Consider the following 23716-nt stretch of genomic DNA (forward strand, 5'->3'; position numbering starts at 1 on the left):
CTCCAGTATCAATACCTGAATCTATCTTGTGAAGTGTTACTCCCGTTTCAGCTTCACCATTTATTATTGGCCAGGCTGATGTATACATTCCTTTATAAGCTGGAAGCTTAGAAAAGTGAATATTATACAAATATTCACTTTTAAATAAATACGGTTTTATTATCTTATCGAACTCTAAAGATAAAAAAACCAAATCATCTATCTCGTATGCTTCTGAAAGATCAATGATATTAATGTCATGCAACTGACAATATTTTTTAAATGAACGTTGAAAACCATCAACACCTTTATCGGTTGAGTTAACAACCGCTTGGATACTCACCCCAGGATAATTTTCCCTGATATACTCAACCACATTAACTGCAATATTATTTTTTCCTGCTACAACAACTGAACGCTCACAGTTCATTTTTAGCCACACTCAAAAAATAATCATAATCACGAATGTAATCAGACTCATCATACAACTGATCAGCAAGAACCATCAGCACACAGTCAGCAGAAAAGTCATGCATCTCCCGCCACATGAACGATTCAATGAGGAGACCTTGAGCTGGATTGTTTAGTATGACACTTTCTTGTTCCTTGCCATTGTCTAATCTGAACCGACATGACCCGCAAATAGCAATTGCTACCTGCTTTAATGTCTTATGGGCATGGAAGCCCCTTGACACTCCATGCTTAGTATCATAGATATAATATATTCTCTTGATATCGAAAGGGATACTTATGTCACTTTCGAGAGAAATCAGTGAGCCTCTATCATCACCAAGCACTGGCAGGTCAATTAAATTAACCAATCCCATAAATTAACCTTTTAATAAATCGAAAAGATATTTACCATAGCTATTCTTTTCCATCAACTTTGCGGTCTTTAACACCATGTCTGATTCTAACCAATCATTTCTCCATGCGATCTCTTCCAAACAAGCTATCTTGAACCCCTGCCTTGCTTCTATTGTTGCGACAAAATTAGATGCTTCCAATAAGCTTTCGTGAGTTCCGCTATCGAGCCAAGCAAATCCACGGCCCAATAACTCAACATTCAGCTGACCTTGTTCCAAGTATGCTTGATTGATACTGGTTATTTCTAGCTCCCCTCGCTTGGAAGGCTTCACCTGCTTGGCAATATCTATCACTTGATTATCATAGAAATAGAGCCCTGTAACAGCAAAATGGGACTTGGGGTGTGCTGGCTTCTCCTCAATAGAGATGACACTCTGTTTATCATCAAACTCCACAACCCCAAATCGCTCAGGGTCCTGCACTTTATAGCCAAACACTGTGGCGCCTTCTTTTCTTTGTGCAGCCTCACGCAGCATAGGGGAAAAGCCCTGTCCCCAGAAAAGATTATCACCCAAGATAAGGCATACTGAATCACCGCCAATAAATTCTTCACCGATGATAAAGGCTTGTGCCAATCCATCAGGGCTTGGCTGAACCGCATATTCTATAAAGATACCAAATTGACTACCATCCCCTAGCAGACGCCGAAAGCTAACTTGATCCTCAGGAGTGGTAATGATAAGAATATCCCTGATACCAGCCAACATTAATACTGACAGCGGGTAATAGATCATGGGTTTGTCATAGACAGGTAATAATTGTTTAGAAACCCCCATGGTAATGGGGTAGAGACGAGAGCCAGAACCACCTGCCAGAATAATACCTTTCATTACTTCTTCTCCCCGTACTGCTGATCAATCCAAGACTGATAAGACCCATTTTTTACGTTATTGACCCACTGCTGGTTATCCAGATACCACTGTACGGTTTTACGAATGCCCGACTCGAAAGTTTCTTGCGGTTGCCAAGCCAGCTCAGCGCTCATCTTGGTCGCATCGATGGCATAGCGGCGATCGTGACCGGGGCGATCGGCAACATAGGTGATTTGATCGCGGTAAGAGCCCGCTTTGGGCACCATCTCGTCGAGCAGGTCACACACAGTATGCACCACGTCCAGATTCTGCTTCTCGTTGTGACCGCCGATGTTGTAGGTCTCTCCGACCAAGCCAGTGGTCACCACCTTGTAGAGCGCGCGCGCGTGGTCTTCCACGTAGAGCCAGTCACGGATCTGGTCGCCCTTGCCATAGACCGGCAGCGGCTTGCCATCCAGCGCGTTGAGGATCACCAGCGGGATCAGCTTCTCGGGGAAGTGATAAGGGCCGTAGTTGTTGGAACAGTTGGTGACAATGGTCGGCATGCCGTAAGTACGGCGCCAGGCGCGCACCAGATGGTCGCTGGAGGCCTTGGAGGCAGAATAGGGACTGCTTGGGGCGTAGGGGGTGGTTTCGGTAAAGAGCGGCAATGGCTCACCGGCAGCCACTTCATCCGGATGGAGCAGATCGCCATACACCTCGTCAGTGGAGATATGGTGGAAGCGGAAGACCGCCTTGCGGCTTTCATCCAGACCGTTCCAGTAGGCGCGGGCCGCTTCCAGCAACATATAGGTGCCGACAATATTGGTCTCGATAAAGTCAGCCGGGCCTGTGATGGAGCGGTCAACATGGCTCTCGGCAGCCAGGTGCATCACAGCATCCGGCTGGTACAGGGCAAACACCCGATCCAGCTCGGCGCGATTGCAAATATCCACTTGCTCAAACGCATAACGCTCGCTTGTCGATACATCGGCCAACGATTCCAGATTGCCGGCATAGGTGAGTTTATCGAGATTGATAACGGCATCCTGAGTATCACGGATGATATGGCGCACCACGGCAGAGCCGATAAAGCCTGCGCCACCGGTAACTAGAATTTTCATATAAATTATACTCTTACGAGAATTTTGAGTTCGATTTAATCGGACACATCGGATAACAACAATCAGGAGGAAATATGATGTGGGACTTAATGAAATGCATTGGATATTAGCAATGCAACACATATATAGCAGCGCTCATAATTTATGCGGCTATAGACAACGGCCATGGCTACCGCACTGGGTTACAGCTCCCGGTTTGCTGCTTTTCACCACACTGCTCACGCTGTTGGTCATCATGTCCTCCAGCTTTGTTATCTCTTGTCAGCGACAATCGTGATAAACGTTCACGAATTATTCGAGGATTTACACGCTGCACCAGCCCGATTTATTGCAAGATTCTATCCCGTTTCCCCCGAAGATGAACAGCTAAAAATGTGTCACGAACAAGCGCCACTCAGACCCCTTCGCAGTGCTATCTACACAACGTCCACTGTCCATATGGCAGCTTCCCGGCGAGTTAACCATTCAACTAGAGCTATTTGCCGAAAAAAACAGGGCAACCCATGGGGTTGCCCTGTTTTTTGTCACCTAGACCAAACCAAGTTGGCGATTTATTGAACTCTGTTCAAATTAGCTCAACCTGCATGCCATCAATCACCTTTTGACTCAACTGCAGCAGCCATGCGCGCCTCTTTGCTCTGGTGGCTGGTGAAGTAACGCATCACCAGCACAAAGAAGAGCGGTACGAAGAAGATGGCCAGCACGGTGGCACTGATCATTCCCCCCATCACGCCGGTACCGATGGCGTTACGGCTGCTGGCGCCAGCGCCGGAGCTGATAACCAGCGGCAGCACCCCGAGGATAAAGGCGAGCGAGGTCATCAGGATCGGACGCAGACGCAGGCGCGCCGCCTCCACTACGGCTTCACCCAGTCCCATCCCCTTGTCATAGAGTTCTTTGGCAAATTCCACGATCAAAATCGCGTTTTTCGCCGACAAGCCTATGGTGGTGAGCAGACCGACCTGGAAGTAGACGTCGTTCTCCAGCCCGCGCAGGGTGGCAGCCACAATAGCCCCCAGTACCCCGAGCGGCACCACCAACATCACCGAGAACGGAATGCTCCAGCTCTCGTAGAGGGCCGCCAGACAGAGGAACACCACCAGCAAAGAGATGGCGTAGAGCGCGGGCGCCTGTGAACCGGCCTGACGCTCCTGGAAGGAGAGCCCGGTCCACTCGATGCCCACCCCTTCGGGCAGCTGTTTCACCATCTGCTCGATGGCGGCCATCGCATCACCGGTACTCTTGCCGGGCGCCGCTTCCCCTACGATCTCCATCGCCGGCACGCCGTTGTAACGCTCAAGGCGCGGCGAGCCAAAGCTCCACTCGGTGCTGGCAAAGGCGGAGAAGGGCACCATCTGACCAGCGCTGTTGCGCACATACCAGAGTTTCAAATCTTCCGGGTTCATCCGGAAGGGGGCGTCCGCCTGCATGTAGACCTTCTTGATCCGGCCGCGGTCGACGAAGTCATTGACGTAGGACGAGCCCCAGGCAGCGGCCAAGGTGTTGTTGATATCCGCGATGGAGAGCCCCTGCGCCAACGCCTTCTCGTAGTCGATCTTGATATCGAGCTGCGGCGTATCTTCCATCCCGTTCGGACGCACCCGCACCAGAGTGGGATCCTGCGCCGCCATGCCGAGCAGCTGGTTACGCGCAGCCATCAGCTTGTCGTGGCCGATGCCGCCGCGATCTTGCAGGAAGAAGTCAAAACCGGTCGCCGTCCCCAGCTCAGGGATGGGAGGCAGGTTGAAGGCGAACACCTGCGCCTCCTTGATGCTGAACAGATAACCCATGGCGCGGCCGATGATGGCATTGGCGCTGCGATCCGGGCTCTTGCGCTCGCTCCAGTCCTTGAGCTTGATAAAGGCCATACCGCTATTCTGGCCGCTACCGGCGAAGCTGAAGCCCGATACGGTCAGCACAGCGTCGACGTTATCCTTCTCGTTTTTCAGGAAGTAGTCGCGCATGTCTGCCAACACCACCTCGGTGCGCTGCTTGGTGGCGCCCACCGGCAGTTGCACCATGGACATGATGACCCCCTGATCCTCTTCCGGCAGGAAGGAGGTGGGCATCCGCATAAAGAGCACCGCCAACACCGCCAACATGGCGCCGTAGATGATGCTGTAGCGCACGCCCTGCTTGATCACCTTGCGCACGCCGCTCTGGTAGCGGTTGGTACCGGCATCAAAAGCGCGGTTGAACCAGCCAAAGAAGCCACGCTTGGCGCCAAACTCACCATGTTTCATCGGCTTGAGCAGAGTGGCGCAAAGCGCCGGCGTCAGGATCAACGCCACCAGCACCGACAGGGTCATCGCCGATACGATGGTGAGCGAGAATTGGCGATAGATGGCGCCGGTCGAGCCGCCAAAGAAGGCCATCGGCACAAACACGGCGGAGAGCACCAGGGCGATCCCCACCAGCGCGCCGGTGATCTGGGTCATCGACTTGCGGGTCGCCTCCAGCGGGGAGAGATCCTCCTCGCTCATCAGCCGCTCCACGTTCTCCACCACCACGATGGCGTCATCCACCAACAGACCGATGGCCAGCACCATGCCGAACATGGTGAGGGTGTTGATGGAGAAGCCGAACGCCGCCATCACCCCGAAGGTACCGAGCAGGACCACCGGCACCGCAATGGTCGGGATCAGGGTGGCGCGGAAGTTCTGCAGGAACAGATACATGACGCAGAACACCAGGAAGATCGCCTCGATCAGGGTCTGCACCACCTCCTCGATGGAGATCTTCACAAACGGCGTGGTGTCGTAGGGATAGACGATCTCCATGTTGGCCGGGAAGTAACCCGACAGCTCATTGAGCTTGGCGCGCACCTTGTCGGCGGTATCCAGCGCGTTGGCGCCGGTGGCCAGCTTGATGGCGACTGCAGCAGTGGACTGGCCGTTGTAGAGCGCCTCGGCGTCATAGCTTTCGCCAGCCAGCTCAACCCGGGCCACATCTTTGAGCCGCACCTTGGAACCATCCTGAGTGACTCGCAGCAGGATGTTTTTGAACTGATCCACGGAAGAGAGACGAGTCTGCCCCATGATGGTGGCGGTGAACTGCTGATCTTTCACCGACGGGGTGCCACCCAGCTTGCCGAACGCCACCTGGGCGTTTTGCGCCTTGATGGCGGCCTGCACATCACCCGGGGTCATCTGCACCCGGTTGAGCTTGTTGGGATCGAGCCACACCCGCATGGAGTACTGGCTGCCAAACAGGGTGATCTCGCCCACCCCGTCCAGACGACTCAGGGGCTCCTTGATGTTGGAGACCACATAATCCGCCAGATCGTCGTTCTTCATGCTGCCATCGCTGGAGATGAAGGCGGCCACCATCAGGAAGCTGCTGGAGGTCTTCTGTACCCGGATCCCCTGCTGCTGCACCTCTTGCGGCAGCAGCGACATCGCTTGCTGCAGCTTGTTCTGCACTTGCACCTGGGCGATATCGGGATCGGTCCCCGGCTGGAAGGTGAGGGTGACCGACACCCGACCCGCGGAGTCAGACTGGGAGGACATGTAGAGCAGGTGATCCAGCCCGGTCATGTTCTGTTCGATGATCTGGGTCACCGAGTCTTCCACCGTCTTGGCGGAGGCGCCCGGATAGCTGGCAGAGATGCTCACTGCCGGGGGCGCAATGCTCGGATACTGGGCTACCGGCAGCTTGATGATGGCCAGGCTGCCCGCCAGCATGATCACCAACGCGATCACCCAGGCAAAAATGGGTCTGTCTATAAAAAATCGAGCCATGAGGCGACTACTCCATCCTACTTGTTGGCCGGGGTGTTGGACGCTGCTTGAGCAGACGGCGCAGCAGCACCCTGCTCAGCCGGGTTGACCACGACGCCCGGTCGCACTTTCTGCAGACCCGCCACGATCACCCGCTCGCCGGAGGTGAGCCCTGACTCCACCACCCAGTTGCTGCCCACAATGCGGCTCAGCTGGACATTGCGCAGCTCAACCTTGTTATCAGCAGTCACCACCATCACGGTGGCGCCGCCATTGGGGGTGCGCGTCACGGCCGTTTGCGGCACCAGCAGCCCTTGCGCCCGCTCCCCCTCTTGCAAGGTGGCGCGCATAAACATGCCCGGCAGCAGCAGATGGGTGGGGTTAGGCACAATCACCCGCAGGGTCACCATGCCGGTGGTCTCATCCACGGTCACGTCGGAGAACTGCAACGAGCCCTCTTCCCCGTAAGTGGAGCCATCTTCCAGCTGGAAGGTCACCTTGGCGCCCTTCTGCTCGTCCTGGGTCAGCTTGCCCTCAGCCACCAGCCGCTTGAGGCGCAGCAGATCGGCGGTGGACTGGCGCACATCCACATACATGGGATCGAGCTGCTGGATGGCGGTCAGGCTGTCAGCCTGCTGGGCGGTCACCAACGCCCCCTCGGTCACAGCGGATGTACCGATGCGGCCACTGATGGGGGCGGTGATGCGGGTGTAACCGAGATTGATCTCGGCGCTGCGCAAAGCTGCCTTGCTCGCCATGATCTCGGCTTGCGCCTGCTTCCAGCTGGCGTCGGCGTCGTCATAGTCCTGACGGCTGATGGAGTTGACCTTGAGCAGCTCCTGATAGCGCTTGGCCTTGAGGCGGGCACTCTGCTCGTTGGCTTGCGCCTTGGCCAGATTGGCCTTGGCGCTGGCGACCGCCGCCTGATAGAGAGCCGGATCGATCTGATAGAGCAGATCGCCAGCCTTCACGTCGCTCCCTTCGGTAAAGAGACGCTTGAGGATGATACCGCTCACCTGTGGACGCACTTCGGCCACCCGCAGCGGGGCGCTGCGACCGGTCAACTCGGTGGTCAACATCAGCGGGCTGGTCTGCAAGGTCACTACGTTGACCGCGGCGGGAGGCATGCCCCCCTGTCCCTGGGTTGCGCCGCCCTTGTCACCACAACCTGCCAGCAAGCCCGTTGCCAGCAAAGCGAGACCAACTGAACGAGCAAGAATATGTTTATGCATGAAACACCTGAGCCTTTGCCAGTCAATGAACAATCAGGGCCGCATGGGCCCTGTTGGTAAATAGTCTAAAGATGAGGCAATATACATACATTCATAAATGTATGTAAGTCACTTTTTGCTTGCATGAGGCACAAATTTCGATGGCCAGACGAACCAAAGAAGAGGCGCAGCAGACGCGCTGCCGCATCATGAGCACGGCGCTGGATCTGTTCTGCTCGCAGGGGCTGGCCAAGACCAGCCTGACCGATATCGCCAGGGCGGCAGACCTGACGCGCGGGGCCATCTATTGGCATTTCAAGAACAAGGACGAACTCTTCATTTCGCTCTGGGAGGAGCTCTGCAGCCCCCTCGCCCATCAGCTCGATGCCTGCCTCAGTGAGGAGGAGCCGGATCCGCTGGGGCAACTGCAGCTCTTTTTCGAAGGGGTGCTCCACAACATCAGCCACAATCAGGCCCAACAGCAGATGTTCACCATCCTGTTCAACCTCGAATCGCTGGAGGGGGAAGCCATCTCATTGCGCGAACATATCCGCAGCCAGTCCGCCCACTTCTTTCGGGATCTGGAAACCACCCTGGCCAACGCGATACGACGGGGCCAGCTGCCCGCCAACCTCAGCCTGCAGCGCGCCGCCACCCTGCTCCACTGCACCCTGGATGGCTACATCATCAACTGGCTCCACTTTCCCGAGCGGATCGATCTGCCGCGCGAATCGGGCTTTCTCATCGACAGCATGTTCACCATGCTGTCCCTGCCAAACGGGCCAGCCACCCGGGGTTATTAGGGCCGCCCGGGCACGCCCTTTCCCCTTTGGCAGTGAGACGCCCAATTTGTTAACCTGTGCGCCCCCTGCTTGAGGTAACCCCTGTGCCACACTCTGACGCCATCCCCGCTCCCCAGCCATTGCACGACCTGCACGCCCCCGTTCGGGCCGCCTTTGTGACGCGCCTCAAGCCCGGCGCTCACCTGCTCAATGGTCAGTGCGGCACGGGAGAGGATCTGCGCTGGCTGCGTGCAGAGGGGTATGTGGTCACCGCCTGTGAAGCGGTGCTGGCCGACGCCAAAGTCGCCTCGCAGCAATCCGGACAAGCGGTGCGGGTCTGCCCCCTCGCGCGGATGCACTCGGTGCTCCCTTACGATGGCATCTGGCTAAGCCGCCCGCTTGATAGCGACGCGACTACCCTTGCCACCCTGTTGTCACAGCTGGCGACCCTGCTCAAAGCGGGCGCCCCGCTCTGCTTCCCCCTGCAGCCAACCGGCGAGATGAGCCACGACCAGCAGATCCTGCATCTGCAGCAATGCATCACCACATCCGGGATAGCGCTGCAACTGACCCAGATGGAGCCCGCTCCGACCAACACGCCACAATACGCCACTCAACACGCCAGCTACTACGTCATGCTGCTGCGTGGCGAGCATCTGGCTACCTAACGGGCTAATTCATCACGGATTTTTCAGCTCAACGCCAAACCGACAGCTAGTCGGCGCTCATGGTTATCGACAATATTTAACTCGGCGTTAACGCAGCAAAGGCAGACATAACACGGTTTCTGTGTTAAAAAGTTCGATTAATATCAAAAATTAGTAACAAGACAGACAATACAACCAACTCCGGATTTCCTTATGAAACTTGTCCTGAAACTCATTGCTGGCATCCTTGCCGGTCTCTTGCTCGGTCTCTACGCCCCTGAGTGGGTGGCGCGCGTGCTGTTTACGGCCAAGACAGTGATAGGTCAGCTCATTACCTTCACCATTCCGCTCATCATTCTGTTCTTCATCATGAGCGGCATCGCCAGCCTGCCGAAAAACTCCGGCAAGCTGCTGGGCAAAACCGTGGCCCTCTCCTACTGCTCCACCATTCTGGCGGGGCTGTTCGCCTTTACCGTGGCGAGCCACCTGATCCCGCAGCTGACCACCGCCGCCGAGCCCACCACGGCCACGGCAATCAAGCTCGCCTCCTACGTCAATCTGGAGATCCCGCCGCTGTTTGGTGTGATGTCGGCACTGGCCGCCGCCTTCGTGTTCGGCATCGGTATCAGCGCTACCCAGGCCACCGATCTGCGCCGGGTCGCCGATCAGGGCCGTGACATCATCGACCGGCTGCTGGCCAAGGTGATCATCCCGCTGCTGCCGTTCCATATCGCCGGCGTCTTTGTCGAGATGACGGTAGAAGGCACCGTGTTCGCCACCCTGAAAACCTTCGGCGTGGTGCTGGTGATGGCGATCCTGATGCACTGGATCTGGCTCTCCGTGCTGTTTATCGGCACCGGTCTGGCCCTTGGCCGCTCACCGGCCCAGCTCATCAAGAACATGCTGCCCGCTTACTTCACCGCGCTGGGCACCATGTCGAGCGCCGCCACCATTCCGGTTGCCCTGCAATCAAGCAAGAACAACGGCGTGAGTGACGGCATCGCCAACTTCACCGTGCCGCTGTGCGCCACCATTCATCTCTGCGGCTCCACCATTACCCTGGTGACCTGCGCCACTGCGGTGATGTTCCTCTCCGAGCATCTGGCCATTCCGGGTATCGAGACCATGCTCCCCTTCATCATGATGCTGGGTGTCATCATGATCGCCGCCCCGGGCGCACCGGGTGGTGGCGTGATGTCGGCACTGGGTCTGCTCACCTCCATGCTCGGTTTCGGTGAAGCCTCCATCGCCCTGATGATCGCCCTCTATCTGGCGCAGGACAGCTTCGGCACCGCCTGCAACGTCACCGGTGACGGCGTAATTGCCCTGTGGGCGGATCGCTTCGCCAACGGCAGCGAGAGCGCAGCCCCCGTGGCCGAGGCCGAACAGGCGTAAGCTCGCCGGGAAGGCGCCCGCCACCCTCGGTAAAAACCGCAGGCCCGAACCGTGTTCGGGCCTGCGTCGTTTCTGCCTCAGCCAATCCCGCTGAAGCCCGTCAGGGCTCCCTCACGGCACCATCGGCACAAGTCGGCGAGCCGTGCCATCCCGCCCGCCAGCTCAAACCACCCGCAGCATTCGCTCCATTGTCGCACTGGCGCGACAGTTAACCAGATAGTTGTCGCACTACAGTAACAATCAGGCACATCCATCGCCGCAGGGCCATACTTGCTGCCAGCATCACGGCCGCCCGCTCACCGCGCTGGCGACTACCATCACCGCAAGGAGGAAAAATCATGTCCATCTGGTTGCTGAGTCTGCTCGCCTCGTTTGTGCTGATCCTTGCCATGACCACCATCATCTGGTGGCGCCAGTATCGACTGGCCCAAAAGCGGCCGGACAAAGAGATACGCCCCTGCGGCTGTGCGAGTGCCAACGCCGACCACCTGAGCCAATCAAGCGAACCGCCACCCAAGCCATAACGGACTGCGGGCGACGAGCTGGAGGACAGTGGCTACCCCAACCTGATAAATAGAAAAGGGGACGCATGATAGCGTCCCCTTCTCTTCCGAACCTTTGATTCTCTTTCCTGCCCTTTATCCCCTTTGCTTTGGCTTTGCCTCACCCATGCCACTCAATCCGGTTTCACATCGTCCGCTTCCTGTGTACTGGCCGGATCCTGATACTGCTGATAGATGGCATAAAACTCAGCCTTGTTGTGCAGGGCCGCGGCGACACAGGCAGGATCAAACTGGCTGCCGGCATGATCCTCCAGATAGGCAAAGGCCGTCTCGAACGGCCAGGGCTGCTTGTAGGGGCGCTCGCTGGTCAGGGCATCAAACACATCGGCCACCGTCACGATGCGCGCCTCCAGCGGGATCGCCTCCCCCGCCAGCCCTTGCGGATAGCCGGTGCCGTCGAAGCGCTCGTGATGGCAGGCGATGATGTTGGTCAGCATATCAGTGTGGTGAATGCCATCGAGGCCAAACTCGTTGATCATCAGGCTGATCATCTCCCGCCCCTTGCCGGGGTGGATCTTCATGATCTCGAACTCTTCCGGCGTCAGCTTGCCCGGCTTGAGCAAAATGGCATCCGGCACCGCAATCTTGCCGATATCGTGCAGCTCCGAGAAGAGGTAGATAAACTCCACCTCCTCGTCGCTTAGGCCGCAGGCGGGGGCCAGCGTCTTGGCGATCAACCGGGAGTAGGCGGACATCCGGTGCAGATGGTTGGCGGTCTCCTCATCCCGATAACGGCTGAACTCCCGCGCCGTGGTCAGCGCGCCGCCAAGGGTCTGGATGGAGAAAAACTCCACCGCAATGATGGCCGACAGCACCTGGGCATAAGCTGACAGCTCGCTTCGGATCGGCTCGTTGAAGTAGCCCGGCTCCATCGCATCGCAAAACAGAAAGCCAAACAGCTTGCTGTTGAACAGCAGCGGCTCGGTATAGCTGGAGGCATAGCCCGCCTCCAGCAGCTTGCGGCTGTGCTCCGAGCCGGAGTCGCGCAGGGCATCGAGATTGCCGAGCACCCGGGGCTGCTTGTGCTCCGCCAGATAGCGCAGGGAGGGGACATCGCTCAGCTTCACCTCATACTGCACCAGCGGCGAGTGCCCCTCGGTGCTGTGAGCGAAGGTCTTGAGCTGATCGGTATGGGGATCATAAATCGCGATGGCCACCCGGCTCAGCTTGCCAAAACGCTCGCGCAGTGTGGCATGCACGCTCTGCATTCTCTCGCCAAATGAACTTTCCATCGCCTTCTCCACCGGGTCACCGTGATGGGAGTATAGTGACTCCGGTTGCCGCCCTCCCTGCCATCGACCGCAAATTGACAGGAAAATCAATAAAGCGAGATCCCCGCAACAACCCGCGCGACAGGCGCAATAGCCCCATCAAGAGCGAGCCATCACCGCCCCTTCCCCCGGCCCAATCCTGCCTACTCGGAGATATTGTTCGGTTCTGTCATGCTGGCTGTATAGTTTTTGGTTAACCATTCCGGTAAAATTCGCGCCCTTAAAGAAGAGCCACCTAAGAGTGATTGAGCGATGTCCAACACAAAACAGGCCCCCAAAGTAGGATTCGTCTCCTTGGGTTGCCCCAAAAACCTGGTCGATTCAGAACGCATCCTGACCCAGCTGCGTACCGAAGGGTACGATGTGGTGCCCAGCTATGACGATGCCGAGCTGGTCGTCGTCAACACCTGCGGCTTTATCGACAGCGCGGTGCAGGAGTCGCTGGAAGCGATCGGCGAAGCGCTGGCCGAGAACGGCAAGGTGATCGTCACCGGTTGCCTTGGCGCCAAAGAGAATCAGATCCGCGAGATCCACCCCAAGGTGCTCGAGATCACCGGCCCCCACGCCTACGAAGAGGTGCTGGGTCACGTCCACAAATATGTGGCCAAACCGGAGCACAACCCCTTCACCAGTCTGGTACCGGCCCACGGCGTCAAACTGACCCCGCGCCACTACGCCTATCTGAAGATTTCCGAAGGGTGCAACCACCGCTGCACCTTCTGCATCATCCCCTCCATGCGCGGGGATCTGGTGAGCCGCCCCATCGGCGAGGTGCTGGCAGAAGCCAAGCGCCTGAAAGAGGCGGGCGTGAAGGAGATCCTGGTGATCTCTCAGGACACCTCCGCCTACGGCGTCGATGTCAAACACCGCACCGGTTTCTACGATGGCATGCCGGTCAAGACCAGCATGGTCGCCCTGTGCGAAGAGCTGGCCAAGCTTGATATCTGGGTACGCCTGCACTACGTCTACCCCTATCCGCATGTAGATGACATCATCCCGCTGATGCGCGATGGCAAGGTCCTGCCCTACCTCGATATTCCGCTGCAGCACGCCAGCCCGCGCATCCTGAAACTGATGAAGCGCCCGGGTACCGTCGAGCGCACTCTGGAGCGTATCCAGAAGTGGCGCGAGATCTGTCCGCAGATCACCCTGCGCTCCACCTTTATCGTCGGCTTCCCGGGCGAGACTGAGGAAGAGTTCCAGATGCTGCTGGACTTCATCGACAAGGCGGAGCTGGATCGGGTCGGCTGCTTCAAATACAGCCCGGTCGAAGGGGCGCTGGCCAACGAGCTGCCGGATCCGGTACCGGAAGCGGTGCAGGAAGAGCGCTTCCAGCGCTTTATGGAGCTGCAACAGCAGGTCTCCATCCGCAAGCTGGCCCGCAAAGTGGGTCAGGAGATGACCATCATCATCGACGAGGTGGACGAAGAGGGTGCCACTGGCCGCTCCTTTGCCGATGCACCGGAGATCGACGGTCTGGTCTACCTCAACGGTGAAACAAGCCTCAAACCGGGCGACATGGTCAAGGTGCGGATCGACGAATCCGACGAATATGACCTGTGGGCCAGCCTGATCGGCTAACCCTGCCATGGGTAAACACGCAGCATGTTGAGCCGATAGCGTTCAACGTAACTAAACAAAAAGCGCCTGATGGCGCTTTTTGTTTAACAACTTTCTTAACAACAGTGGGCGATAAACAGCTAGCTGAGATCGTGCAGCGCCTTGCCAAGGGGCGGTGTGAGGCGCAAGTCAGAGAAGTGCACCGCCAACCCCTGCCGCTCCGGTGTGCAACACATAACCCCGATAAAGCAGCGCTCGCCTGGTGGGAACGGGGCGAGGCGCAACAGCGGCCACACCTTGCCATCGGTGGAGTATTGCAAACGCAAACAGTCCGCCAGCCGGGTCAGCCGCAACCAGAAGCGGCGCGGATTGCCGGGGAAAATGCCGGTGGCCCAGTCAGAGCGCGGATTGGTCAGCACGCTGCCGATCATCGGCTGATCATCGTTGTACTCGATCCCCGCTTTCAGCCAGTGCGCTTCGTCTTGCAGCAGCATCAGCCCCGCCTGATCGTAGAGGGTGGTGAACTCCCCCTCGACGCAGACCTGAAAGGTAAACTCACCCGCCACCTCGCAGCCATAGACATGGCCGCTGTGGCGCTCGAAGCCATACCAGGTGCTGCGCCAAAAATCGGTCTGCTGGTCCGTTACTACCTGCAAACCGCCCTCTGTCTGGTGCCACTCGGCCGGTTCATTGAGCCAGCGCCATTGTTGCCCTTCCATCATCCTGTTCTGCTCCTCTTATCCCGTCCTGCGAATGATCCCGCCAGCGCCCCCCGCGCTGGGTGGGTCACAGCCACGCCTCTCTGACCTGGCGGTCACGGGCCGCGGCGACCCGCCTGTTTATTAAAGGGAGTCAATAGTGTCGCCATCATGGCTCGCAGGCAAGCCGTTGGCGCCAACCTTGCGACCGGCGTGGCAATCGGACAAGAAAAAGGGGAGCCCATGCTCCCCCGATGCCAACCTTGACGCGGTTACTTGCCCTGCTGAAACAGCATGGCGGTGTATTTGCTCTCTTTGGTGCGCGGAAAGTAGCGATCCTTGTAGCACTGCTGTTCACTGCTCTCGCAGTGCACGCCATTGCTCAGGGTGTAGCTGCCCATATCGACCCCGTCGGTCGAACCGAACACCTTCAGCAGTTTGGCCTGCTCCTTGTCGCCCAGATGGATCTGGGTCAGCCCCATGGAGATCCCCTGAGTGTCGGCACAAAACCCCGCCTTCTTGTCGCACAACACACCCGCCTCGGGAGAGAAGACCGCAGGAGCGGCCTGAGCGGCCCCCGTCAGCAGCAGAGTGACCAGCGCTACAGATACGTTTGTCATTGAAAGCACCTTGATAAACCTTACAAATCAATAAATTACTCTATCACCCCAAGGAAAGTGCGAACAGGGCCCTGATATCAGATCCAGAACTCTATTTGGCGCCACCGATAAGGTTCAGCATGGATCACCCGCTCACCTTCGCGAATCGTGAATGTAATGGTAAACGCCGCCAAGCCCGCAGAGAGGGTGCCCCCTCATCCCGCACAAGGGCGCCTGCGGACCTAAGCCACCCGACAGAGACGAAAAAGGCCCGCACCATCTGGTGCGGGCCTGTTGCCTGGCCGGTTGCGCGTGGCTTGACAGCGCGCAGTACGCGACGAGTGGTCGCTTACTTGCTGCCGGTACCGGAGTTGCGGGTAGAGGCTTGCGGCTTGCGACGGGCTGTGGTGCTGCGCGCACGCGGCTCTTTGCCCTGCATATCCTTGTGGCGCTGGACGGCACGACGGATCTGGGCGGCCTGCTTGTGACGGCTGGTTTTGCCATCCTGCTGCAGATCGACCTTGGATTCGGTCTCCGGCGGCAGGTTGACCAGACCACGCAGGTAGTTCACTTCCGGCAGTTTCAGCTCCTGCCAGCCGCCGCGCGGGATACCGCGGTCCAGCTTGACGTCGCCGTAGCGGATACGCATCAGGCGGCTCACCTGCACTTCCTGGGATTCCCACAGGCGGCGCACTTCACGGTTGCGACCTTCGGTCAGGGTGACGTTGAACCACTGGTTCAGACCTTCACCGCCAGCCGGTTTGATCTTGTTGAACTTGGCTGTGCCATCTTCCAGCTGCACGCCCTTGCGCAGACGCTGCAACATGGCTTCAGTGATTTCGCCAAAGACACGGACCGCGTATTCCCGCTCCACTTCGTGGCTCGGGTGCATCAGGCGGTTGGCCAGTTCACCGTCGGTGGTGAACAGCAGCAGACCGGAGGTGTTGACGTCGAGGCGGCCGACCGCGATCCAGCGGGCACCTTCCATCTTGGGCAGACGATCAAACACAGTGGGACGACCTTCCGGATCGTGACGGGTACACATCTCCCCTTCCGGCTTGTGGTAAGCCAGTACGCGGCAGATCACTTCCTCTGCGGCACGGGTCTTGATCTGGTGACCATCCACCCGGATCACGGCGTTCACTTCGACGCGATCCCCCAGTGTGGCGACCTTGCCATCCACACTGACCCGACCTGCGGTGATCAGGGCCTCCATCTCACGACGGGAGCCGTGACCCGCGCGGGCCAACACTTTTTGCAGTTTTTCACTCATCGGGGTTACCTGATTGTTGATCGCTGCCCGCTAATAAAGGGGGCAACGGGGTTAACTGTCGCAAACGCCGGTTGGTGCATTCGCCACGGTTGAAAAATGTCCATTCCGGTGAAATCGGCCCGCTTGGGCGCCATTTACCGGGCATCGCTCTCCCCGTCCACCGCAGAGGGCAACAGGGGTTGCAGCTCCGGATCCAGCTCGGGGAGCTGCTCCAGACTCTGCAGATTAAAGTAATCCAGAAACTCTCTGGTGGTGGCGAGCAGCTCGGGGCGACCCGCCACCTCTTTGTGGCCGATGCTGCGCACCCAGCCACGCTCTTTCAGGGTATTCACTATCTGGCTCGACACCGCCACCCCGCGGATCGCTTCGATCTCGGCCCGGGTGATGGGCTGGCGATAGGCGATCAGGGTCAGCGTCTCCATCACGGCGCGGGAATAGCGCGGCGCCCGCTCGCTCCAGAGCCGCGAGAGCTCCTCGGCATACTCCTGACGCGCCTGAAAGCGCCAGCCGGAGGCGACCTCTTTGAGCTCGACGCCCCGCGTACTGTAATCTTGCCTGATCTCGGCCAACAGCAGCTGAACATAGCGGCTGGTCACCGGATAATCCGCCAGCACGCTGCTTTTCAGCTCGCTGACATTGAGCGGGCGACCGGCCACGAACAGCGCCGCTTCGATCAAGGTCTTGAGTCGTTCAGTGGGCAGCGCCACGGTTGCCCTCCTCGCTCTGCTCGGCCAATGCGAAATGCACTGTGACCCAGGGATTCTGGCTGCAACGAAACAGACTGGATGCGCGCTCAATGGGTCTGTTCACGTTTCTCACTCTCTTCCGCAGCCAATGCAAAATGGATTGGTCCCAACGGTTCTGCCTGCAGGATCCAGATCAGTTGCTCCTTGCACAGCTCCAGCAGGGCCAGAAACGTCACCAGTACCCCCATGCGCCCCTCTTCGGCGCGCAGCACCTGCTCAAGGCGCAGGGTCTGCCCCAGCGAGAGCATGGCGAGGATCTCCGCCATGCGCACCCGGGTCGGGATCTGTTCGCGGCGGATCTGGTGATGTTCGAAATGAGTCGCGCGTTTTACCACACTTTGCATGTAAAGGGCGAGCTCAACCAGCGAAACATCGGGCGCCAGTGGCTTGAGGGCGCCAAAATCGGGGGGCAGGGCAGCGGCGATAAAAATCTCCCGCTCCACCCGTGGCAGTTCGTTGAGGCGCTCCCCTCCCACCTTGTAACGCTCGTACTCCTGCAGGCGGCGAATCAGGGTCACCCGCGGGTCTTCCCCCTCCTCTTCATCCTCCAGCTCCGGTGCCTTGGGCAGCAGCAGGCGAGATTTGATCTCCGCCAGCCAGGCCGCCATCAGCAGATACTCCGCCGCCAGCTCAAGGTTGAGCCCCTGCATCAGCTCCACGTACTCCATGTACTGGGCGGTGATCTGCAGGATCGGCAGATTGAGGATATCGAGTTGCTGGCGCCGGATGAGGTAGAGCAGCAGATCGAGCGGCCCCTCGAAGGTATCGAGGAACACCTCCAGCGCATCGGGCGGGATGAACAAGTCCTGGGGCAGCTCGTGGTAGGGCTGCCCCAGGACTTTCGCGATGGGAGGTGTGACGCCCGCGCCGTTCTCGCCGGAGCTGGTCGTCACAGGTTCTGCAATATCACTCAAACGGGGTCGGATCCCCGGCGCCGCGACGACGCAACACCGGCTCGTCGTCAGAGAAATCGACCACTGTGGTGGGCTGCTCGCCCAGATAGCCACCGTTGACCACCAGATCGATCTGCTTGCCCAGCTTGTCGAAGATCTCTTCCGGGTCGAACTCGGCCATCTCTGACTCCGGCAGGATCAGGGTGGTGGAGAGCAGGGGCTCGCCGAGGGCTTCCAGCAGCGCCTGGGCGATCTTGTTGTCCGGCACCCGGATGCCGATGCTCTTCTTCTTCTCGTTCATCAGGCGGCGCGGCACCTCTTTGGTCGCCTTGAAGATGAAGGTGTAGGCGCCCGGGGTGTTGTTCTTGATCAGGCGAAACGCACTGTTGTCGACCTTGGCGTAGGTGGAGATCTCGGAGAGATCGCGGCAGACCAGGGTGAAGTCGTGGCTGGCGTCGAGGCGACGGATGCGGCAGATGCGCTCCAGCGCGCCCTTGTCGCCCATCTGGCAACCCAGCGCATAGCCGGAGTCGGTAGGATAGACGATCACGCCGCCGTTCTGGATGATCTGTACCGCCTGACCGATCAGACGGGCCTGTGGGTTTTCCGGATGTACGTAAAAATGCTGACTCATAGCTTGTTCTCGCAATGGGGGCAGCAATACCTGCCCGCTCGTATGGTCACGGGCCAAAGACCCATGACACTACCTTAACCTGTTTGTGGCCGCTTCGCTGGTGCCGTTAGCGGCTCGCCAGCAGCTCTGCATGCTGCTCGGTGGTGAGCCCAAAGTGACCGGGATAGGCCAGCCAGACGGGCATTCCCTCTTTGGGCAGCCAGAGGTGGCGGCCCAGCTCGGTCCAGTTGGAGGGGAAGTGAAAATCCGATCCCACCGAGATATAGAGGTCGTGATCCTTGGCCCACTGACCCAGATTGGCCCGCTCCTGCGGGCTCTGCTGGGGCAATGACACCTCCATGGCATCGCCACCGGCCGCCTTGAAAGCCACCAGCAACCGCTTGATCCACTTGGCGGTGAGATCGTAACGGCTGGGGTGAGCCAGCACCGCCAGCCCGCCTGCGGCGTGAATGGCAGTGATTGCTTCGCTCATCTCGGGCCACTCGGCCGGGGCATACCCTTTATTGCCACGGCTCAGGTACTTTTTGAATACCTTCTGCATGTTGTCGGCCACCCCGCGCGCCACCAATACCCGGGCAAAGTGGGCCCGGGTCACGGCGGCGTCACCGGCCAGCGCCTTGGCCTCTTCATAGGTGCCGGGGATGAGGCACTTCTCCAGACGGCGCCCGATTTCCAGCGCGCGCGCCTCGCGACGGGCCAGCTGACCGGCCAGAAAGTCGGTCAGCTGAGGATTTTTTTCATCCACCCCCAGCGCCACGATATGAATTTCGTGATGCTCCCAGCCGGTGGAGATCTCGACACCGCTCACCAGTCGCAGCGGCAGTTGCTCGGCTTCGATGGTGCGGCGCACCTCATCAAGCCCAGCAAGGGTGTCGTGGTCAGTAACCGCTAACACTTCGACCTGTTTTTCGGCGGCGCGGCGCACCAGTTCGGCGGGGCTCAACACCCCGTCGGAGGCAGTGGTATGGCAGTGAAGATCGAATCTCATCGGCGTGTTTCGCTCTTGTCTTGGGGCCCGCTTGAAAAAAAGAAGGCTAAAAAGCGACTTGACTTGGCCGCGGCTTTATCGTTTTCTGTAGGCACTTCATTGCAAACATCTTTTTACAGGACTTTATCATGCAAGCGACTTCCATCCTGACCATCTGGTGGTGGCACACTCCCTGACATGCGGGCGTGTGGTCGTTGCTGTACCTGTAAACTGACAGCAAATTAAGAACCCAAAGAAAAAGCCCGCTGACCCCAGCGGGCTTTTTTATTATCCGGCAAATGGACCTGTGATGAAACCGAGAATTCAGACAAGCGTAATGACCAGGCGATGGCGCCTCTACTAAAACCGCCAGAACCCACCTCATTTTCAAGGCACTTTTTCAAGGTATTAGACGTCATGAACATCGGTAAAACGCATCACACGCAAGGGAACGCACTATGACAGCCACACATCGCCTTCCTCTGGGTGAATTCGATACCCTCAAGCTCAACGCCCCTTATGTGGCTGATCCGCTGGCGCTCTATACCCGCCTCTGTCAGGGTCGCCCCAACAACCTGCTGCTGGAATCGGTGGAGATCGACTCCAAGGCGGGCAAGCAGAGCCTGCTGCTGGTCGATGCCTGCCTGCGCATCGAGTGCCGTGGTCGCACCGTGCGGGTGCGCACCCTGAACGACAATGGCGCCCAGTTGCAGAGCCTGCTGGCCGAGCGGCTGCCTGCGGTGGTGGCTCGCTCGCTGGTCAATGGCGAGTTGCAGCTCGACTTCCCGGCCTCCGATCGGGAGCAGGATGAAGACTCCCGCCTCAAGGGGAGCAGCGTGCTGGATGTGCTGCGCACCCTGCAACAGGCGCTGCAGTGCCCGTTGGGTAAAGAAGCGCTCTTTATGGCGGGCAGCTTCGCCTACGACCTGATCGCCTCTTTTGAAGATCTGCCAGAGGTGCCAGAGGGGAGCAACAACTGCCCCGACTACTGCTTCTATGTGGCCGAAACCCTGATCACCATCGACCATATCGCGCGCACCACCCAGCTGCTGGCCTGCATCTTCGGCGGCGACAGCGACGAGAGCCATGTGGATGACAGATACACCCGCCTGACCGAACGGCTCACCGGCTTCAAACAGCTTTGCCAGCAACCCCTCTGCGCCGAGCTGACCACCCAGCCCCTGAGTGGCGGCATCAGCGTGGACAAGAGCGACAAGCAGTTCTGCGCCGAGGTGGAGAAGCTCAAGGGCTTTATCCGCCGCGGCGACATCTTCCAGGTGGTGCCGTCCCGCTGCTTCTCCCTGCCCTGCCCCAGCCCCATCGCCGCCTATCGCCGCCTCAAACAGACCAACCCCAGCCCCTACATGTTCTACGTGCAGGATGAGGGTTTCACCCTGTTTGGCGCCTCCCCCGAGAGCGCGGTGAAGTTCTGCGCCACCAGCCGCGATGTGGAGATGTACCCCATCGCCGGTACCCGCCGCCGCGGCTTCAACCCCGATGGCAGCATCAACCGGGATCTCGACGGCCGCATCGAGCTGGAACTGCGTCAAGACGAGAAAGAGGTAGCCGAGCACCTGATGCTGGTAGATCTGGGCCGCAACGACATCGCCCGCATCTCGGAGCCCGGCACCCGCTACGTCAAGGAGCTGCTGAAAGTGGATCGCTACAGCCATGTGATGCATCTGGTCTCCAAGGTGGTCGGCACCCTGCGCGCCGACCTAGACGCCCTGCACGCCTATCAGGCCTGCATGAACATGGGCACCCTCACCGGCGCCCCCAAGATCCGCGCCAGCGAGCTTATTCGCATGGTGGAAGGCAAGCGCCGCGGCAGCTACGGCGGCGCGGTCGGCTACATCAACGGCGCTGGTGAGATGGATACCTGCATCGTCATTCGTTCTGCTTTCGTGAAAGATGGCGTGGCCCATGTGCAGGCCGGTGCCGGGGTGGTCTATGACTCCAAACCCCAAGCCGAAGCCGACGAAACCCGCGCCAAGGCGGCCGCCGTGCTGGCCGCCATCGCCGCCAGCCATGGCACCTCCCTGCAAGCCCTGAGCGCCCAGCAGGAGCAACATAAGGACGTGAGCCATGACTAACATCTTCCTGCTCGATAACTTCGATTCGTTTACCTACAACCTCGTCGACCAGTTCCGCTCCCTCGGCTATCCGGTGCGGATCTACCGCAACAGCCTGCCAGCGACCCGCATCATGAGCGAGATCGCCGCCTGCGAAGGGGACGCCGTGCTGGTGCTCTCGCCGGGGCCGGGCGCTCCCCATGAAGCGGGCTGCCTGATTGATCTGATCAAGCTGGCCCGCGGTCAGGTGCCGATCCTCGGCATCTGTCTCGGCCATCAGGCCCTGTGCGAAGCCTACGGCGGCACCGTCGGCGCGGCGGGCGAGATCGTCCACGGCAAGCGCTCCCTGATTGAGCACAACGGCCACGGCGCCTTCGCCGGTCTGCCGAGCCCGCTGCCGGTGGCGCGCTACCACTCGCTGGTCGCCACCTATGTACCGGAAGAGCTGACGGTGATTGCCCACTATCAGGGCATGCCCATGGCTATCGAGCAGCAGGATGAGCGGGTGCTGGGGTTCCAGTTCCATCCCGAATCCATCATGACCTCGGAAGGGGCCCGCCTGCTGACTCAGGCGCTCGCCCATATCACCCGTCCAGAAAGCATTTTTTCGACACGCGGCGCGCGGTAAGGAAGACCCTATGCAACTTCATCTCAACACCCTCTATCAGGGTCAGTCTCTGAGCCGTGAAAGTACCCGCGACGCCTTCGGCCAGGTGGTACGTGGCGAAGTGGATCCCATCGTGCTCGCCAGCCTGTTGACCGCCCTCAAGATCAAGGGGGAGACCCCGGAGGAGATCGCCGGTGCCGCCGAGGCCCTGCTGGCGGAAGCGCGCGACTTCCCGCGTCCTGATTATGCGTTTTGCGATATCGTCGGTACCGGTGGCGATGGCCTCAACACCATCAATGTCTCCACCACCTCGGCGCTGGTCGCCGCCGCCTGCGGCCTGAAAGTGGCCAAGCACGGCAACCGCTCGGTCTCGAGCAAGTCGGGGTCGAGCGATCTGCTCGACAAGATGGGGATCAAGCTCGACATGAGCCCGGCGCAGGCGCGCCACTGTCTGGACGAACTCGGCATCTGCTTCCTGTTCGCCCCCCAGTACCACGCCGGGGTGCGCCACGCCATGCCGGTGCGCCAAGCCCTCAAGACCCGCACCCTGTTCAACGTGCTGGGGCCGCTCATCAACCCCGCTCGCCCCACCTATCAGCTGATGGGGGTCTATGCCCCCGAGCTGGTGCGCCCCATCGCCGAAACCCTGCTGGCTCTGGGATTGAAAACGGGTATGGTGGTGCACGGCGCCGGGCTCGACGAGATTGCCATTCACGGCCCGACTCAGGTGGCCCAGATCCGTGACGGCGAGATCCGCGAATTTATGATCACCCCGGCTGACTTTGGCCTCGAGACCTATCCGGTCAGCGCCATTCAGGGGGGTGAACCGGAAGAGAACCGCGCCATCACCGCCGCCATTCTGGCTGGGCAAGGCACCCCGGCCCACAACGCCGCCATCGCCGCCAACGTGGCGCCGCTGCTGCTGATGGCGGGCAAGGCGACCGATCTCAAGAGCGCGGCGGCCGAGGTGCTGGCGGTGCTGGCGAGTGGCAAGGCCGCGGATCTCGCCGCCCGGCTGGCCACTTTGAGCCATCAGGAAGCGGGCCATCAGGAGGCATGATGTCAGCCACCATGTCGCACAGCACTCATTCAGAACGCCCGCAGGGCACTCATGCAGAACTCCCGAGCGGCAGTTCGCAGCTTCGCAAGGATAACGAGATGTCAGACCTTATTGCCCCCCATGCTTTTCTGAACATGGCCTCCATCAGCCAGACCATTCTCGGCAAAATCGTGGCGGCCAAACAGGAGTGGGTTGCCGCCCGCAAGCTGGCCCAGCCGCTGGAGAGCTTCCAGAGCGCACTGACCCCCAGCGATCGGG

Annotated in this window: 22 protein-coding genes and 1 pseudogene; 9 read left to right on the top strand and 14 right to left on the bottom strand. The window is 59.2% G+C overall.

Going from position 1 to position 23716, the window contains the following annotated elements; translation table 11 throughout:
* From LD28_RS22305 to LD28_RS0111315, 6 genes are all read right to left on the bottom strand, one after another.
* Nucleotides 1-409, bottom strand: a 409-nt coding sequence (locus LD28_RS22305; RefSeq protein WP_277619818.1) for a formyl transferase, incomplete at its 3' end; no start/stop codon positions are given.
* Nucleotides 399-806 carry a sugar 3,4-ketoisomerase gene (locus LD28_RS0111295; RefSeq protein ID WP_033137070.1) on the bottom strand — a complete coding sequence of 136 codons (408 nt, stop codon included), beginning with the start codon at nucleotides 804-806 and terminating at the stop codon, nucleotides 399-401. The genes LD28_RS22305 and LD28_RS0111295, both read right to left, overlap by 11 nt.
* 3 nt (nucleotides 807-809) lie before the next feature.
* Nucleotides 810-1676 carry a glucose-1-phosphate thymidylyltransferase RfbA gene (rfbA, locus tag LD28_RS0111300; protein WP_033137071.1) on the bottom strand — a complete coding sequence of 289 codons (867 nt, stop codon included), beginning with the start codon at nucleotides 1674-1676 and terminating at the stop codon, nucleotides 810-812.
* Entirely contained in the window at nucleotides 1676-2761 is a 1086-nt protein-coding gene (rfbB, locus tag LD28_RS0111305; RefSeq protein WP_033137072.1) for a dTDP-glucose 4,6-dehydratase, read from the bottom strand. The genes rfbA and rfbB overlap by 1 nt, the downstream gene beginning before the upstream one ends.
* A 590-nt stretch (nucleotides 2762-3351) precedes the next feature.
* Nucleotides 3352-6501, bottom strand: a complete 3150-nt coding sequence (locus tag LD28_RS0111310; protein ID WP_033137073.1) for an efflux RND transporter permease subunit — start codon at nucleotides 6499-6501, stop codon at nucleotides 3352-3354.
* Between the two features lie 17 nt (nucleotides 6502-6518).
* On the bottom strand, nucleotides 6519-7712 hold the full coding sequence (locus LD28_RS0111315; protein ID WP_033137074.1) for an efflux RND transporter periplasmic adaptor subunit: 1194 nt from the start codon (nucleotides 7710-7712) through the stop codon (nucleotides 6519-6521).
* 140 nt (nucleotides 7713-7852) lie between these two features.
* On the opposite strand from LD28_RS0111315, the gene LD28_RS0111320 reads away from it, so the two are divergent.
* From LD28_RS0111320 to LD28_RS0111335, 4 genes are all read left to right on the top strand, one after another.
* A complete protein-coding gene (locus LD28_RS0111320; RefSeq protein ID WP_033137075.1) occupies nucleotides 7853-8494 on the top strand; it encodes a TetR family transcriptional regulator in 642 nt (213 codons plus the stop codon).
* Between the two features lie 83 nt (nucleotides 8495-8577).
* The gene (locus LD28_RS0111325; RefSeq protein WP_033137076.1) at nucleotides 8578-9141 is read left to right on the top strand and encodes a class I SAM-dependent methyltransferase; all 564 of its coding nucleotides are present in this window, start codon (nucleotides 8578-8580) and stop codon (nucleotides 9139-9141) included.
* Nucleotides 9142-9333: 192 nt separating this feature from the next.
* Nucleotides 9334-10515 (top strand): dicarboxylate/amino acid:cation symporter, encoded by a 1182-nt coding sequence (locus LD28_RS0111330; RefSeq protein ID WP_033137077.1) that lies wholly within the window; start codon nucleotides 9334-9336, stop codon nucleotides 10513-10515.
* A gap of 338 nt (nucleotides 10516-10853) precedes the next feature.
* Nucleotides 10854-11039, top strand: coding sequence for a hypothetical protein (locus tag LD28_RS0111335; RefSeq protein ID WP_033137078.1), 186 nt, complete (start codon nucleotides 10854-10856; stop codon nucleotides 11037-11039).
* A gap of 152 nt (nucleotides 11040-11191) precedes the next feature.
* On the opposite strand, the gene LD28_RS0111340 is transcribed toward LD28_RS0111335, so the two are convergent.
* A complete protein-coding gene (locus LD28_RS0111340) occupies nucleotides 11192-12310 on the bottom strand; it encodes an HD domain-containing phosphohydrolase (RefSeq protein WP_033137079.1) in 1119 nt (372 codons plus the stop codon).
* Nucleotides 12311-12601: 291 nt separating this feature from the next.
* On the opposite strand from LD28_RS0111340, the gene rimO reads away from it, so the two are divergent.
* Nucleotides 12602-13930, top strand: a complete 1329-nt coding sequence (rimO, locus tag LD28_RS0111345) for a 30S ribosomal protein S12 methylthiotransferase RimO (protein ID WP_033137080.1) — start codon at nucleotides 12602-12604, stop codon at nucleotides 13928-13930.
* 119 nt (nucleotides 13931-14049) lie between these two features.
* On the opposite strand, the gene LD28_RS0111350 is transcribed toward rimO, so the two are convergent.
* The 7 genes from LD28_RS0111350 to rnm all read right to left on the bottom strand — a co-directional run bounded on the left by LD28_RS0111350 (nucleotide 14050) and on the right by rnm (nucleotide 19740).
* Nucleotides 14050-14631 carry a DUF1349 domain-containing protein gene (locus tag LD28_RS0111350; RefSeq protein WP_033137081.1) on the bottom strand — a complete coding sequence of 194 codons (582 nt, stop codon included), beginning with the start codon at nucleotides 14629-14631 and terminating at the stop codon, nucleotides 14050-14052.
* Nucleotides 14632-14879: 248 nt separating this feature from the next.
* Nucleotides 14880-15227: a YcgJ family protein gene (locus LD28_RS0111355; protein ID WP_033137082.1), complete on the bottom strand. Its 348-nt coding sequence runs from the start codon at nucleotides 15225-15227 to the stop codon at nucleotides 14880-14882.
* 328 nt (nucleotides 15228-15555) lie between these two features.
* The gene (gene rluB / locus LD28_RS0111360) at nucleotides 15556-16479 is read right to left on the bottom strand and encodes a 23S rRNA pseudouridine(2605) synthase RluB (RefSeq protein ID WP_033137083.1); all 924 of its coding nucleotides are present in this window, start codon (nucleotides 16477-16479) and stop codon (nucleotides 15556-15558) included.
* 134 nt (nucleotides 16480-16613) lie between these two features.
* Entirely contained in the window at nucleotides 16614-17186 is a 573-nt protein-coding gene (scpB, locus tag LD28_RS0111365; RefSeq protein ID WP_033137084.1) for an SMC-Scp complex subunit ScpB, read from the bottom strand.
* 86 nt (nucleotides 17187-17272) lie between these two features.
* Complete coding sequence (locus LD28_RS0111370) at nucleotides 17273-18139, bottom strand: segregation and condensation protein A (RefSeq protein WP_193354304.1); 867 nt, start codon at nucleotides 18137-18139, stop codon at nucleotides 17273-17275.
* Nucleotides 18132-18752 (bottom strand): L-threonylcarbamoyladenylate synthase, encoded by a 621-nt coding sequence (locus LD28_RS0111375; RefSeq protein WP_033137085.1) that lies wholly within the window; start codon nucleotides 18750-18752, stop codon nucleotides 18132-18134. The genes LD28_RS0111370 and LD28_RS0111375 overlap by 8 nt, the downstream gene beginning before the upstream one ends.
* Before the next feature lie 106 nt (nucleotides 18753-18858).
* The gene (gene rnm, locus LD28_RS0111380; RefSeq protein WP_033137086.1) at nucleotides 18859-19740 is read right to left on the bottom strand and encodes an RNase RNM; all 882 of its coding nucleotides are present in this window, start codon (nucleotides 19738-19740) and stop codon (nucleotides 18859-18861) included.
* A 437-nt stretch (nucleotides 19741-20177) separates the two neighbouring features.
* Here rnm and LD28_RS0111385 point away from each other — a divergent pair, with 437 nt between their 5' ends.
* From LD28_RS0111385 to LD28_RS22310, 4 genes and pseudogenes are all read left to right on the top strand, one after another.
* Complete coding sequence (locus LD28_RS0111385; RefSeq protein WP_033137087.1) at nucleotides 20178-21812, top strand: anthranilate synthase component 1; 1635 nt, start codon at nucleotides 20178-20180, stop codon at nucleotides 21810-21812.
* Nucleotides 21805-22419 carry an aminodeoxychorismate/anthranilate synthase component II gene (locus LD28_RS0111390; RefSeq protein WP_033137088.1) on the top strand — a complete coding sequence of 205 codons (615 nt, stop codon included), beginning with the start codon at nucleotides 21805-21807 and terminating at the stop codon, nucleotides 22417-22419. The genes LD28_RS0111385 and LD28_RS0111390 overlap by 8 nt, the downstream gene beginning before the upstream one ends.
* A 10-nt stretch (nucleotides 22420-22429) precedes the next feature.
* Nucleotides 22430-23458: an anthranilate phosphoribosyltransferase gene (trpD, locus tag LD28_RS0111395; RefSeq protein WP_033137089.1), complete on the top strand. Its 1029-nt coding sequence runs from the start codon at nucleotides 22430-22432 to the stop codon at nucleotides 23456-23458.
* Nucleotides 23458-23716 (top strand): annotated as a pseudogene (locus LD28_RS22310) (bifunctional indole-3-glycerol-phosphate synthase TrpC/phosphoribosylanthranilate isomerase TrpF); the annotation flags it as partial. The gene trpD and the pseudogene LD28_RS22310, both read left to right, overlap by 1 nt.

Origin of the sequence: Aeromonas finlandensis (assembly GCF_000764645.1) — a bacterium.
Classification (GTDB): domain Bacteria; phylum Pseudomonadota; class Gammaproteobacteria; order Enterobacterales; family Aeromonadaceae; genus Aeromonas; species Aeromonas finlandensis.